The organism is Thermoleophilum album, from assembly GCF_028867705.1.
Taxonomy (GTDB): Bacteria; Actinomycetota; Thermoleophilia; order Solirubrobacterales; family Thermoleophilaceae; genus Thermoleophilum.
Map to the genome: position 1 here is coordinate 1,515,090 of NZ_CP066171.1, position 14,552 is coordinate 1,529,641.

Below are 14,552 nucleotides of genomic sequence, written 5' to 3' on the forward strand. Positions count from 1 at the left end.
ATTTCTGTCGCCAGGTTTGTTGCGCCACCGACGTCTCGCCTTCTGTATGAAGGCGAGTTCATAGAGGCGACACCAACACCACGGTGTTGGGGGGCATTGCGTGCGTCTCGCCTTCTGTATGAAGGCGAGTTCATAGAGGCCACGCGACAAGCTCGGCGTCCCCGCCCGTTTCGGTCTCGCCTTCTGTATGAAGGCGAGTTCATAGAGGCCCGCGCTCAATGGCTGCGCGGATATCGTCTTCACTCTGTCTCGCCTTCTGTATGAAGGCGAGTTCATAGAGGCTCGTTGTCGCGCCCCAGCTTGACGAGCCGCGCGCGTCTCGCCTTCTGTATGAAGGCGAGTTCATAGAGGCGGTTTGTCTGTCACCCGCGCCAGCAGCATGGTGTGTCTCGCCTTCTGTATGAAGGCGAGTTCATAGAGGCTGCCTCGAGCTCGACCCCATCGCGCAGCTCGCCGTCGTCTCGGCATCCATGCATAGTTGTCTCAGTTTGTCCCAAGTACAGAACAGACTGCTGAGCGAGAGATAATCAGAGGCTGATTGGCAGACGTTCCGAAACAGGCTTGCTTGTCGCACCCTCAGCGGTAGTTCTGAGCACTGAGGAGTATCACCGAAAGTGATGGTGCCGGGCGAGGATTCGACTGATAGTGGCGAACGATGCGGGCCGCGCACCTCGGCAGATCAGGAGACCGCCTCCAGACTGCGACCCGTTCGCTACCCGTCCGCGTTGAGGCAAGCCGAGTACGCTCCGTCGCACAGCGCTTGCGGCACGCGTACGCAAATATCTGAGTAGCGCGGTTACACCCATGCTCCACCTCGTCACCACCGCCGACACCGAGATCCTTGCCTGTGCGCGCGCTGTCGAACGGTTGCGCCGCGCCGAGCCCGACTTCCCCACCGTGCGGTGCTTCAACCCCGGCCCCACCGGGCAGGGTGAGGAGGCGTCGGTCGAGGAGCTCGTCGACGCGATCGCGCGTGATGCGCGCGTCGTGGTCTGTCGCGTGCTTGGCGGACGGCGCGGCTGGCAGGCCGGCTTCGACCTCCTGCGCGAACGCTGCCGCCAACAAGGGATCGCACTCGTCGCGCTCGGCGGCGAAGCCCAACCCGACGCTGAAATGACCGCCCTCTCGCTCGCCCCCGCCGGCGCTGTTGCCACCTGCGGCGAATACCTCCGCCACCCCGACCCACGCAACCTCGAGCACCTCCTGCGCTTCCTCGCCGACACCTTCCTCCTCACCGGCTACGGGTTCGAGCCGCCGCGCGCGATCCCCGACACCGGGCTTTGGCTGCCCGCGACCGGCGCCGTCGAAGACGTGGAGGAGGCGTTCGCCCGTCTCGACAGCTCGCGCCCCACCATCGCCGTCTGCTTCTACCGCTCGCACCTCCTCGCCGGCAACACCGCGTTCGTCGAAGAGCTCGCACGAGCGATCGAGGAAGCTGGCGCCAACGCCATCGGCGTGTGGAGCTACACGCTCCGCCCCGGGCCCGACGGGCGAGTCGAAGCCTTTGAGCTCTTGCGCGACAGCGAGGGCCGCGTGCGGGTGGACGCCCTCATTACGACGATGCTCGCCACCGGAGGGTCTAGCCAGGGCGACGCGCGAGCGGGGGCTGCGGGCTCGGCCGCTCGCGTGGCATCGGGCGCTGGCGCGGCATCGGAGGCCGCGACGGGGTCTCCAGCCGCCGACACCTGGCTCGACTGGGACGAGCGGCCGCTGCGCGAGCTCGGCGTGCCCGTGATCCAGGCCGTGTGCTGCACCTGGCCGCGCGCGCGCTGGCTAGCTTCCGAAACCGGGCTCGGGCCGCTCGATGCTGCAACCCAAGTGGCGATCCCCGAGTTCGACGGGCGCATCATTGCCGGCGTCATCTCCTTCAAAGAGCGTGAGCAAGGCGGCTCGCCGGTCGGCGCGCCGCTCGCCCGCTACGTCCCCGACCGCGAGCGCTGCCGCCGCGTCGCGCGGCTCGCCGTGCGCCACGCCCGCCTGCGCCACACCCCCGCCGGCGAGCGGCGCGTTGCAATCGTCCTCACCTCCTTCCCCTCGCGGCGCGCGCGGCTCGGCATGGCCGTTGGGCTCGACACCGCCCGCAGCGCCCTGCGCCTGCTCGACGCCCTCGCCGCCGACGGCATGCGCGTCGAGCGCCCCTTCGAAGACGGCGACGAGCTCATGGCGGCGCTGCGGGCAGCCGGTGCGCCCGACGAAGACCTCGGCGAAGCCGTGGGCGACGGCGGCCTGCGCATGGCAGTCGACGACTACCTCGCCTGGTACCGCACGCTCCCCGAAGAGCTGCGGCGCGCCGTCGAAGAGCGCTGGGGCCCGCCGCCCGGCGAGCGCTACGTGCGCGACGGAGCGTTCCACGTGCCGGCGATCGAGCTCGGCAACGTGCTTGTGATGGTGCAACCGCCGCGCGGCTGGGGCGACGACCCGGTCGCCATCTACCACGACGCCTCGCTTCCCCCCTCTCACCACTACCTCGCCTGCTACCGCTTCCTCGACCACCACTGGCGCGCCGACGCCTGTGTGCAGCTCGGCAAACACGGCACGCTCGAGTGGCTGCCCGGCAAAACAATCGCCCTCTCCCCCGCCTGCGCGCCCGACGCGGCGATCGGCGACCTCCCGTTCCTCTACCCGTTCATCGTCAACGACCCCGGCGAAGGCATCCAAGCGAAGCGCCGGGCGCACGCCGTGATCATCGACCACCTCGTGCCGCCGCTCGGCCGCGCCGGCACCTACGACGAGCTCGCCGAGCTCGAAAACCTCCTCGACGAGTACGCCCGCCTCGAAGTCCTCGACCCCGACAAGCTGCCCGCGCTCGCCGCGCGCATCTGGGAGGCCGTCGAGAAAGCCAACCTGCAACAGGAGATCGGTGTCGACGAGCAGCCCGAGGACCTCGGCCAGCTCGTCGAGCACATCGACGGCTACCTCTGCGAGGTCAAAGACATCCAGATCCACGAGGGCTTCCACGTGCTTGGCGAAGCGCCCGCCGGCGAAGCGCTCTGCAAACTCGTCGCGGCGCTCATGCAGGTGCCGCAAGCGGGCCTCCCTGGGCTGCGCGAAGCGGTGGGGGCGTTTTTCGGCGTCGACGAGCGGGCACTAGTCGAGCGGCCCGGCCGGCGCCTCGCCGCAGGCGAGGCGCCGGCCGCCCTCCTCAAGCGCTTCCCCGGCCCTGCCTCAAGCGCCGGCGACCTCATCGACCGCCTCGAAGAGGCCCAGCACGCGCTGCTCGCCGCGCTCGACGAGCGCGACTGGGCGCCCGAGGCCGTTAGCGCGACGCTCGACAACCTGATCGGCGAACCAGCGCGGGACGGTCGCGCCCGCGCCGAGCTCGAGCTCGTGCTGCGCTTCGCCTGTAGCGAGGTCGTACCGCGCCTGCGCGCAACGAGCGACGAGCTCGACAACCTGCTCGCCGCGCTGCGCGGGCGGCACGTCCCCTCCGGGCCCTCGGGCAGCCCAACCCGCGGCCGCCTCGACGTCCTTCCTACCGGTCGCAACTTCTACGGCATCGACCCGCGCGCTATCCCCTCCAAACTTGCTTTCGATGTCGGCCAGCGCCTCGCCGACGCGCTGCTCGAGCGCCATCGCCGCGACCACGGCGATTGGCCGCGGATGGTTGGGCTCGTCGCATGGGGAACCTCGGCGATGCGCACCCAGGGCGACGACATCGCCGAGGCGATGTGGCTGATCGGGGTGCGCCCACGCTGGGCGCGCGAGTCGCGGCGCGTCACGGGCTTCGAGATCGTCCCGCTCGAGGAGCTCGGCCGTCCCCGCATCGACGTCACGCTGCGGATCTCCGGCTTCTTCCGCGACGCCTTTGGTCCACTGGTCGAGCTACTTGACCGCGCCATAGCGGCTGTCGCCGCGCTCGACGAACCCGACGAACGCAACTTCGTCGCCGCCCACGCGCGCGCCGACGCGCGCCGGCTCGCCGCCGAGCTCGGTCGCGACGAGGCCTGGCTGCGCGCAACGACACGCATCTTCGGGTCGAAGCCGGGCGCCTACGGTGCCGGTCTCGAGCAGCTCGTCGACGCGCGCGACTGGCGTGACGACGCCGACCTCGCCGAGGTCTACGCCGCCTGGGGCGGCTACGCCTACGGGCGCGGGCGTTACGGCGTCGAGGCACGCGACGCAATGCGCGACTGTTACGCGCGCATCGAAGCGGCGGTCAAGAACCTCGACACGCGCGAGCACGACATCCTCGACTCGGCCGACTACTTCCAGTACCACGGTGGCATGGTGGCGATGGTGCGCGCGCTCACCGGCCGCGACCCCGCCGCCTACATCGGCGACGCCGCCGACCCGCGCAGCGCCAAAGCGCGCACGCTCGCCGAGGAGACGCGCCGCATCTTCCGCGCCCGCGTCGCCAACCCGCGCTGGATCGCCGCGATGGTGCGCCACGGCCACCGCGGCGCTGCCGAGCTTGCCGCCACCGTCGACTATCTCTTCGGCTACGACGCCACCGCCGGTGTCGCCGACGACTGGATGTACGAGCGGATCGCCGAGCGCTACCTGCTCGACCCCGACATCGCCCGCTTCATGGAACGCTCCAACCCGCACGCCGCCCGCGCGATCGCCGAGCGGCTGCTTGAGGCCGCCGAGCGCGGGCTGTGGGGCGAACCTGATGCGGAACTCCTCGAGCGGATCCGCGAGCGCGCGCTGGAACTCGAGGGCGATCTCGAGGGAGCGGAGACGTGAGCGAGCGGGACAAAGCGCCTGGCGCAGACGACCGAGTGGAGGGCGGACGGGAAGCCCGCAACACGGCTGGCTCCGCCGAGGCCACCACACCGCAGTCCCCAACGCCGTCCCAGCCCTCGCCTACCAGCGCGATATTCCCGTTCACGGCGATCGTCGGGCAACGCGACCTCGTCGACGCGCTCCTCGTCTGCGCGGTCGCGCCCGAGATCGGCGGTGTGCTCGTCCGCGGCGAGCGCGGCACCGCCAAGTCGACCGCGGTCAGGGCGTTGCGCGAGATCCTGCCGCCGGTGCGCTGTGCGCGCGACCAGCGCTTCGCCTACGCGCCCGGCGAGCGCTCACCCGACGGAGCGGTGCCCACCGACGCCCCGGTCGCGGAGCGACCCGTCCCGCTCGCCGAGGTTCCGCTCGGTGCCTCCCTCGACCGACTAGTCGGCGCGGTCGACCTGCGGCGCGCGCTCGCCGGAGGCGAGGTTGTGTTCGAGCCCGGACTGCTAGCCCGCGCCCACAACGGCATCCTCTACGTCGACGAGGTCAACCTCTTGCCCGACCACCTCGTCGACGTGCTGCTCGACGCTGCCGCCACAGGCGTAGCGCGCATCGAGCGCGAGGCGGTGTCAGTCGAACATGACGCTCGCTTTCTGCTCGTCGGCACAATGAACGCCGAGGAGGGCGAGCTGCGGCCGCAGCTGGCGGACCGCTTCGGGCTCGCCGTGACCGCCACGACCCCGCGCGACCCCGCCACTCGCGCCGAGATCGTCCGCCGCCGGCTCGCTTTCGACGCCGATCCCGTGCGCTTTCGGGCGCGCTATGAGCCGCAGCAACAGGAGCTCAGGGCGAGCGTGGCGCGCGCCCGCGCGCTCTACCCGCAGGTGCGGCTCGACGAGCAACTGCTCGCAGCGATCGTGGCTGTCTGCGCCGAGCTCGGGGTCGATGGTGCCCGCGGCGACATCGTCGCGGCGCGCGCTGCGCGCGCGCTTGCCGCGCTCGCGGGCCGCGAGGAGGTCGTGCGCGAGGACGTTAGGCGCGCTCTCGAGCTGGCCCTCGCCCACCGAACGCGCCGTGATCCGCTCGCGGACGACGCTGGCGGCGATGTCGTTAACGCAATCGTTTCCGATGCACTTGAGCGGATTGGAACGCCAGAACGCAATCCATCTATTGATGGGCAGTCCCACGAATACCGTAACCCTCGAGTTGACGGTGAGAGTGATCTAAGCGATAGCGCAACCGGTGGCGTTAACTCGGCCAACAGTCGCGACTCCGCCGATGGTGTTGCGCGCGGCGGCGAGGCGCCGAACGCCCCCTCACAGGGACCACCGGGCCAGGCCGCGGATCGCGACACACCGCGTTGTGACCGACGCACCGAACCTACCGCCCGCTACGCCCCGAACGCCTCCGCCCCACGTGAGCACACTCCGCGTCCCGAAGCAGCACTCACCCCGCGGGAACTGCTTGCACTGACCGCCCGGGCGGCGCCGGCCGCGGGCAAAGCCAACGGAGGTTGCGGCGCGAACGACCGCGAGAGCACCTTCGCAACTAGCGGCCGCCGCTTGCGCCTACGGGGAGCGGGGGGAGCGATCGATGCCGTTCCGCTTGCTACCGCTACCGCGGAAGAGAACGAGCCCGAGCTCGCCGTCACCGCAACGCTCCTAGCCCGCCGCGCCGGTTTCGCCGAACCGCTCCGCCGGCGGATAAGAGCAGGACGCAGCGGAGCGTTCCTTTGCTTGCTGGTCGATGCGAGCGGTTCGATGGGCGCGCGTCGGCGTCTCGCCCGGCTGAAAGGGGCGCTGGAAGAGCTATTGCGCGACGCCTACGCCGCCCGCGACCGGGTGGCCATCATCGCGTTCCGCAACAACCGCGCAGTCGTTGCTGCCCGCCCCGGCGCGCCGCTCGAGCGTGCCGCACGCGTGTTGCGCGACCTCCCCGCCGGCGGGCGCACACCGCTCGCACACGGCCTACGTACCGCGGCTCAGCTCGCGACCACCGAACGGCGCCGCGAGCCGAGCCGCCCGGTGATGTGCGTGCTCGCGACCGACGGGCGCATCCCGCGCCTCACGGCAGCGGAGCGGCGCGCTGCTCGTGCCCTCGCGCGCGCGTGTGACGAAATCCACGTGCTCGACACCGATGACGGCCCGGTTCGGCTCGGGCGCAGCGACGAGATCGCCAAGCTCCTCGGAGCACACCTCTACCGCCTGACTGCGTGGGGGTAGCGCCGGGCGTCGCACGCGACGCGCCCCATGCACCCCCGCGTCAAGATAGGACCGTGAAACCCGCCGACCCCGTTACTCCCGGCACCGACGCTATCGCCGACAACGCCGCCCTGAAGCACCCTGCCAGCGTGCAACGGCCGAAGCCTGCCCCACCGGGCGCGCGCCGGCGCGACCAGCCGCTCGTCATCGTCATCACCGGCGACGGCAAGGGCAAGTCGAGCTCTGCCTTCGGCACGATGCTGCGCGCGTGGGCGCGCGGGTACCGTTGCGGCGTCTTCCAGTTCGTGAAGTCCGGGAAGTGGAAGGTCGGCGAGGCCTGGGCGGCAGCCACCCTCGGCGGCATCGACTGGGAGAAGATGGGCGACGGGTGGTCGTGGACGTCGCGTGACCTAGAGCACTCGGCGGAACTGGCTCGCGAGGGCTGGGCCGAGGTCAAGCGCCGCATCGCCGCCCACCGCTACGACTTCCTCGTCCTCGACGAGATCACCTACCCCATCAACTGGGGTTGGATCGACCTCGACGACGTGATCGCGACGCTGCGCGACCGGCCAGGGTTTCAGCACGTGGTGCTAACCGGGCGCAACGCGCCGCCCGCGCTCGTCGACTTTGCCGACCTCGTATCGGAGGTCCGCAAGGTGAAACATCCCTTCGACGCCGGCATCCGCGGGCAGCAGGGGATCGAGTGGTGAGCGGGAGCGGCGGCACCGGCGAGCACGCGCTTGTAGCGCCCCGCGACATCGGCGCGGCATGCCCGCCAGCTGGGCCCCGCGAAATCGGCTCGCCGCGCCCGCCGGCCGAGCCTTGTGACGCAGACGACCGGCACCCACCCCCCGCGCGCCGCCGCCTCGCGCTCCCCCGCCTGGTCATCGCCGGCACCGGGTCGGGGGTCGGCAAAACGACGGTGGCGTGCGGCCTGATTGCGGCGCTGCGCGCGCGGGGCGAGCGGGTGCAGGGCTTCAAGGTCGGGCCCGACTACATCGACCCGAGCTACCACGCGCTCGCGTCCGGCCGCCCCGGGCGCAACCTCGACGCCTACCTCGCAGGTCCCGAGCTGGTGGCGCCGCTGCTGGCCCACGGTGCGGCCGGTGCCACCGTTGCCGTCGTCGAGGGCGTCATGGGCATGTTCGACGGCGCGTCGGGGCGTGGCGAGCTCGCCTCGACCGCCCACGTCGCCAAGCTCGCCGCGGCGCCCGTCCTGCTCGTCGTCGACGCGCAAGCCACGGCGCGCTCGGTGGCGGCGATCGTCCACGGCTTCCGCACCTTCGACCCAGCCGTGCGGGTGGCGGGTGTGATCTTCAACCGCGTCGGCTCGCCGCACCACGAGCAGCTTTTGCGGGAAGCCGTCGCCCCGCTGGGCGTGCCGGTCGTGGGGGCGCTGCCGCGCGACCCGCGCCTCGCCACCCCCGAGCGCCATCTCGGGTTGATCCCCGCCGGCGAGCGGGAAGCGGCGGCGCGGCGCACGCTCGCCGAGCTCGGGGAGGCGCTCGCCCGCCACCTCGACCTCGAGCTCGCGATGGCGATCGCCCGCTCGGCGCCGCCGCTCGAAACCGCCCCGTGGTCGCCGAGCGCGGTTCTCGCGCCGGGCCTTGGCGAGCAGCCGCAACCGGTTACGGTCGCCGTCGCCGGCGGCCCCGCGTTCTCGTTCCTCTACCGCGAGAACCTCGAGCTGCTCGCCGCCGCCGGTGTCGAGCTAGCGGCGTTCGATCCTGCGCGCGACGAGGAGCTTCCCGCCGGCACCGCCGGCCTGTTGCTCGCGGGCGGTTTTCCCGAGCGCTACAGCAGCGAGCTCGCCGCAAACGCCCGCCTGCGCGCAGCGGTCCGCGACCTCTGCGCCGCCGGTGCGCCGGTGCTCGCCGAGTGCGGCGGGCTCCTCTACCTGTGCGAAAGCCTCGACGGCAAACCGATGTGCGGCGTCGTTCCCGCACGCGCGCGGATGACCGAGCGCCTGACCCTCGGCTACCGCGAGGCGCAAGCGCTCGCCCGCACAGGCTGGCTCGCCGCACCGGCGGCGGTGCGCGGGCACGAGTTCCACTACTCGCAGGTCGAGCCCGCCGACGGCGAGCAGCTCGCGCGCGCGCTCGGCTGGCAGAGCGCCTGGCTGCTCCGCTCGCGCGCCGGGGAGCGCCGCGAGGGCTTCGTCCGCGGCGGCGTGCACGCGAGCTATCTGCACACCCACTGGGCGGCGTTCCCCCGAATCGCGCTGGGCTTCGCCGGCGCAGCGCGCGCCTGGGCCAGCCGGCACGCGGGCGCACCCGTTGCGGCGGGCCAGCGACCGCGTGGCGCTCGCGAATCCGCCCCGCGCGCGAGCGGTGTCGCGCAGCCCACCTGACGAGCCGCGGTCGCGATGACGCTCCCGGCCCACCTCGCACCCGCGGCGCCGTCCCCGCTCGAGGAGTCGCAGCTCGTCCTCGTTCTCGGCGGTGTGCGTTCGGGCAAAAGCGAGCGCGGCGAGGCGATCGCGCGCGCCAGCGGCCTGCCGGTCACCTACCTCGCGTTCGCCGATCCCGACGACCAGGCGATGGCCGAGCGGATCGCCCGCCACCGCGCGCGGCGACCGCCGAGCTGGGAGGTCGTCGAGGTGGGCGACGATCTCGCGGCAGCGCTGGCGAGCGTCGCCGACAGGCGCCTGCTCCTCGTCGACGGGCTCGGCACGTGGATCGCCACGGTCCTCCACCGCGCCGGGGCACTCGCCGCGCAGCCACCGGCGGACGCGTTCGCGAGCGCCCGCGAACGCGTCACGGCCGGTGTCTGGGCGCTCGCCGCGCGTGCCGCCAAGGCCCCGACCGTGGTGGTCGCCGAGCAGGCGGGCGAGGGAGTGTTGCCGCCCGACGCCGGGTCGCGGCTCTGGCTCGACCTCGTAGGCGACGCCGTGCGAACGCTCGCCGACCGGGCGCGCACCGTGGAGCTCGTCGTCGCTGGCCGACCCCTGCCGCTCGGCGCAGCGCCCGTCGTCGGATTCGGGGGCGCGATCGGCGGCGTCCGGGGCGGCAGCCCGCGCGCCGCCGCAAGCGCCGCCACAAGCGCCGACCCGGGCGCCGCAGTCGCCGCTGCCAGCGACCCCCAGCTCGCGCGACTGCGCAAGCACGGCGACAGCGAGCTTGCCGCGGGCCTTGCCGACCACGCCGTTACGGTCGCCGGGTCGCGCCCGCCAGCGTGGCTCTACCGGCGGCTGCGCGAGGCGCTCGACGAGCGCGCCGCCCGCTACCCCGACGAGCGCGCAGCGTGCAGCGCTCTCGCTGCTTGGCACGGACGCGACCCTGCCGAGATCGTCCCGACCAACGGCGGCGCTGAGGCGCTGTGGTTGCTCGCGGTGGCGCTGCGCCCGCGGCTCGCCGCCGTCGTGACCCCGTCTTTCACGGAAGCCGAGGCGGGACTGCGCACCCACGGCGTGGCGGTCACGCATGTCGTGCGCACCCCACAGACCGGGTTCGCGCTCGACGCGCGCGCGGTGCCCGAGACTGCCGACCTGGTGGTGGTAACGAACCCCGCGGCGGCGAGCGGCACGCTCGCCGCCCGTGACGACATCCTCGCGCTGCGCCGCCCCGGGCGCGTGGTGGTGGTCGACGAGGCGTTCGTCGACTTCGCGCCCGACCCGGACGCGGTCTCGCTGGCGCCGCTCGACCTGCCCGATGTCGTCGTCGTGCGCAGCGCCACCAAGCTTTTCGCCGTGCCCGGTTTGCGCGCCGGCTGGCTCGTCGCCGCACCGCCGCTCGCCGAGTGTTTCCGGGCGGTGCGACCGCCCTGGTCGGCGAACGCGCTGGCGCTCGCGGTGCTCGAAGCCGTGGCCGGCGCGGCGCGCGAGCGGCGGCGCGCGGCGACGCGCGCTGCCGAGCGCCGTGCCGACCTCGCCCAGCGGCTCGCCGACCTCGATGGCGTCGAGACGTTCCCGGGCGTCGCTCCGTTCTGCCTCGTGCGCGTGCCCGACGGGGCACGCGTCGCGGCGCGGCTGCGCGAGCTCGGCTTTGCAGTGCGCCGCTGCGGCAACTTCGCCGGTCTCGGCGACGACTTTTTGCGCATTACCGCGCGCGACCCGCGTGCCAACGCCAAGCTCGTGGCGGCGCTCGGGCGTGCGCTGGCCGACAGCGGGGGCTGACAGCGGGGCCGGTGGAGCGCGGGTGGTGAGCGAGGGGAACACACGTGCACAGCCGGCGAGCTCGCGGCCGTCCGCGGCCTCGGGGGAGTGGACGGTCGCCGTCGTCGGTATCGGCGCCGACGGCTGGGACGGCCTTGGCACGGCCGCGCGCGCCGAGCTCGCGCGCGCCGAGGTGGTTGTCGGCTCGTCGCGCCAGCTCGCGCTCCTGCCGCCGTCGCTCGGTGCCGAGCGGCGCCCGCTGCCGTCGCCGCTCGCCGAGCTTTTCGCGTCGCTGGCGACGCTCGCGCAGCGCGCACGCACCGTCGTGCTGGCGAGCGGCGACCCGATGCTGCACGGCATCGGCGCGACGCTCGCCGACCGTTTCGGTCCCGAGCATCTGCGCGTCTACCCGCACCCGTCGGCGCTCGCCTATGTCTGCGCGCGCCTCGGCTGGCCCGAACACGAGGTGACGCTGGTGAGCGCCGTCGCCCGCGAGCTCGACAACGTGCGCCGCTGGCTCCAACCCGGCCGCCGCCTGTGCGTGTACACCCCCGGCCGCGACGGCGCGGCGCGCCTCGGCAGGCTGCTCGCGGCCGAGGGTTTCGGCACAAGTCCGGCGTGGCTGTGCGAGCGCCTCGGCGCCGACGACGAGCGCATAACGGCGCTCCCCGCCGGCGCGCTGGCGGAACGCGATGCGGACCCGCTCCACTGCGTGGCAGTCGCGCTCGCCAGCGACGGCGGCAAGAGCCCCGGCGGCGGCGCGAGCGCCGGCGACAGCCGCACGCTCGCCGACGGCCGCGCCACGCTTGCCGCCGCCAACTCCCTCGTTCCCGGCATCCCCGAGGGGGCGTTCGCGCACGACGGCCAGATCACGAAGTGGCCGCTGCGGGCCCTCGCGCTTGCCGCCTTGCGGCCGCTGCCAGGCGAGCTGCTTTGGGACGTCGGCGCCGGTTCGGGGGCGGTGGCGATCGAGTGGGCGCGCAGCGAACCGTCGGCGCGCGCGATCGCGATCGAACGGCGTGCCGACCGCTGCCGGCGCATCGGCGAGAACGCGGCCCGCTTCGGCGTGCCCGCCGTGGAAGTGGTGGAGGGCGAAGCGCCGGCGGCCTTCGCCGGGCTCGAGCCGCCGTCGGCGATCTTCGTCGGCGGCGGCACCTCGAGCGAAACGCTCCTCGCTGCTTGTCTTGCTGCTCTCGAGGCGGGCGGGCGGCCGCGGCGGCGGCTCGTCGCCCACGCCGTCACCGTCGAAGGGGAACAGGCGCTAGTGCGCGCCGCCGCGCGCTACGGCGGCGAGCTCTTGCGCGTCGAACTCGCCGACCTCGAGCCGCTCGGGCGCCTGCGGGGGTGGCGTCCGCGCCGTCCGATAGTTCAGTGGGCGGTGTGGTTGTGAGGAGCGGTTGGCGTTCGCTTGCCCGGGCGGTGCCGGCGCTGGCGGCTGCGGTGTGCGCGCTCGCCGTCGCGGCGGCGTGCGGTTTCGGAGCGCTCCCTGCGGGCACACCCTCGGCCGCCGCCACAACAACCGGCGAGCGCCCGCTCGTGCGCTTCGTGCAGTTCGACATAGGTATCGGCGACGCCGCCGCCGACTGGGCGGAGCGCGCGCTCACCGACGCCCGCCGCGACGGTGTCGACGCGATCGTCTTCGAGGTCGACACCCCCGGCGGCCTCGACACCGCAATGCGGCGGATCGTCAAGGCGTTCATCGCTTCGCCCGTGCCGGTGGTGGCGTGGGTCGCGCCGCGCGGGGCGCGCGCCGCGTCGGCCGGTCTCTTCATCGTGCAGGCCGCCGACGTGGCGGCGATGGCACCAGAAACCAACATCGGCTCGGCGACCCCGATCTCGCTGTCGCCCGCGGGCGGCGGCCGCGACGAAGAGGTGCTCGGCCGCAAGGTCACAAACGAAGCCGCCGCCTACGTGCGCGCGCTCGCCGAAAGCCACGGGCGCAACGCCGACCTCGCCGAACGGATGGTGCGGCGCGCGGTGAACGTCACCGCCCGCGAGGCGCGCCGGCGCAAGCTCGTCGACCTTTTGGCGGGCGACCGCCGCGAGCTTGTCGCGCGCCTCGACGGCTTCACGCTGCGGGGGGCGAAAAGCGGCGAGCAGCTACGGCTCGCCGGCGCCATGATCGAGCGGCGCACGGTGCCGTTCCGCTACCGCGCGCTCGACTTTCTCTTCGATCCGAACACGCTGTTCGTGCTGCTGGCGATCGGCATCCTCGGGCTCGCGCTGGAGCTCGCGACGCCGGGGGTGATCGTCCCCGGGACGGTCGGCGCGGTCTCGCTGCTCGTGGCGCTGTTCGGGCTGAGCGGCCTGCCGCCGACCGCGGTCGGCATGCTGCTGCTGGCGGTCGCTGCAGCGATGTTCGCTGCCGAAGCGGTTCTCCAGACCCACGGGGCGCTCGGGGTCGGTGGCGGAGTCGCGCTCGCCGCGGCGGGGTTCGTGCTCTTCGACAGCGACAACGGGCCGACCACCTCGCCCGTTCTGGCGCTCGCCGCCGCCGCTCTGGCGGTGGCGTTCTTCCTGTTCGTCGCGAGCAAAGCTGCCCGTGCCCGGCGCGCGCCGGCCCGCACGGGCAGCGAAGAGCTCGTCGGCGCGCTTGCGACCGTGCGTGAGCCGCTCGCGCCCTGGGGCCAGGTGTTCGTGCAAGGTGCGCTGTGGCGTGCCCGCAGCGCCGACGGCAGCCCGGTCGACGCTGGCCAGCAGGTCGTCGTCCGCGCTGTCGAGGGTCTGTCGCTGGTGGTCGAACCGCGCGACCACTGACCTATCGCGGCCGGCTCGCCACGAAGAGCGTTCCGTCCGCGGCACAGCGTTGAATCCGTTCTGTGACGTTCCTAATTGCCCTCGCTGCCGTTGCCCTGATCCTGATCGGATCGGCGGTTCGTGTCCTGCGCGAGTACGAGCGTGGCGTCGTGTTCCGTCTCGGGCGGCTGGTCGGCGCGCGCGGCCCGGGGCTCGTGCTGCTCGTGCCGATCATCGACCGGATGGTGAGCGTCGACCTGCGCACGGTCACGCTCAACGTGCCGCCGCAGGAAGTAATCACCCGCGACAACGTGCCGGTGTCGGTGAACGCGGTTTGTTACTTCCGCGTAGTCGATCCCGTCAACGCGATCGTCCAGGTCGAGGCCTACCGCGAGGCGACCTCGCAGATCGCGCAAACGACGTTGCGCGCAGTCGTCGGCCGCGCCGAGCTGGACGAGCTGCTCTCGCAGCGCGAGCGCCTGAATGCCGAACTGCAGCGGATCATCGACGAACAGACCGAGCCGTGGGGCGTGAAGGTGACGACGGTCGAGATCAAGGACGTCGAGATCCCCAAGAACATGCAGCGGGCGATGGCCCGCCAAGCCGAGGCCGAGCGCGAGCGCCGCGCCAAGATCATCACCGCCGAAGGCGAGTTCCAGGCGTCCGAGCGGCTCGCTCAGGCCGCCGAGCGGATCGCGCGCGAACCGGTGGCGATCCAGCTGCGCTACCTGCAGACGATGCTCGAGGTGGGCTCGGAGCGCAACACGGTGATGGTGTTCCCGCTGCCGATCGACATCGTGCGTCCGTTCCTCGAGCGAGCAACCGCCGAGACGCGGGCCCAAAGCTAGCGA

The 14,552-nt window shown here is 72.7% G+C and carries 8 protein-coding genes and 1 CRISPR repeat array (1 of these 9 only partly in view); all 8 genes read left to right on the forward strand.

Annotated elements, in window-relative coordinates; all coding sequences use genetic code 11:
• A CRISPR array of direct repeats spans nt 1-422; the repeat unit is 36 nt (it extends 4,045 nt beyond the left edge of the window).
• Nucleotides 423-804: 382 nt separating this feature from the next.
• On the forward strand, nt 805-4,686 hold the full coding sequence (gene cobN / locus JDY09_RS07075) for a cobaltochelatase subunit CobN (protein WP_274716227.1): 3,882 nt from the start codon (nt 805-807) through the stop codon (nt 4,684-4,686).
• Nucleotides 4,683-6,893, forward strand: coding sequence for an ATP-binding protein (locus tag JDY09_RS07080; protein ID WP_274716228.1), 2,211 nt, complete (start codon nt 4,683-4,685; stop codon nt 6,891-6,893). Before cobN ends, JDY09_RS07080 begins: the two co-directional genes overlap by 4 nt.
• Before the next feature lie 110 nt (nt 6,894-7,003).
• Complete coding sequence (gene cobO / locus JDY09_RS07085) at nt 7,004-7,582, forward strand: cob(I)yrinic acid a,c-diamide adenosyltransferase (RefSeq protein WP_428837475.1); 579 nt, start codon at nt 7,004-7,006, stop codon at nt 7,580-7,582.
• 170 nt (nt 7,583-7,752) lie between these two features.
• The gene (locus JDY09_RS07090; protein ID WP_428837476.1) at nt 7,753-9,222 is read left to right on the forward strand and encodes a cobyrinate a,c-diamide synthase; all 1,470 of its coding nucleotides are present in this window, start codon (nt 7,753-7,755) and stop codon (nt 9,220-9,222) included.
• A gap of 15 nt (nt 9,223-9,237) precedes the next feature.
• Nucleotides 9,238-10,986 carry a bifunctional adenosylcobinamide kinase/adenosylcobinamide-phosphate guanylyltransferase gene (locus JDY09_RS07095; protein ID WP_274716231.1) on the forward strand — a complete coding sequence of 583 codons (1,749 nt, stop codon included), beginning with the start codon at nt 9,238-9,240 and terminating at the stop codon, nt 10,984-10,986.
• 25 nt (nt 10,987-11,011) lie between these two features.
• On the forward strand, nt 11,012-12,355 hold the full coding sequence (gene cbiE / locus JDY09_RS07100; RefSeq protein WP_274716232.1) for a precorrin-6y C5,15-methyltransferase (decarboxylating) subunit CbiE: 1,344 nt from the start codon (nt 11,012-11,014) through the stop codon (nt 12,353-12,355).
• Complete coding sequence (locus JDY09_RS07105; RefSeq protein WP_274716233.1) at nt 12,346-13,722, forward strand: NfeD family protein; 1,377 nt, start codon at nt 12,346-12,348, stop codon at nt 13,720-13,722. Before cbiE ends, JDY09_RS07105 begins: the two co-directional genes overlap by 10 nt.
• Nucleotides 13,723-13,784: 62 nt before the next feature.
• Nucleotides 13,785-14,549 (forward strand): slipin family protein, encoded by a 765-nt coding sequence (locus tag JDY09_RS07110; RefSeq protein ID WP_274716234.1) that lies wholly within the window; start codon nt 13,785-13,787, stop codon nt 14,547-14,549.
• Nucleotides 14,550-14,552: the final 3 nt, after the last annotated feature.

Coding starts and splice junctions, on each gene's coding strand:
- cobN (WP_274716227.1), top strand. CDS start 805: ATGCTCCACCTCGTCACCACCGCCGACACCGAGATCCTTGCCTGTGCG.
- JDY09_RS07095 (WP_274716231.1), top strand. CDS start 9,238: ATGACGCTCCCGGCCCACCTCGCACCCGCGGCGCCGTCCCCGCTCGAG.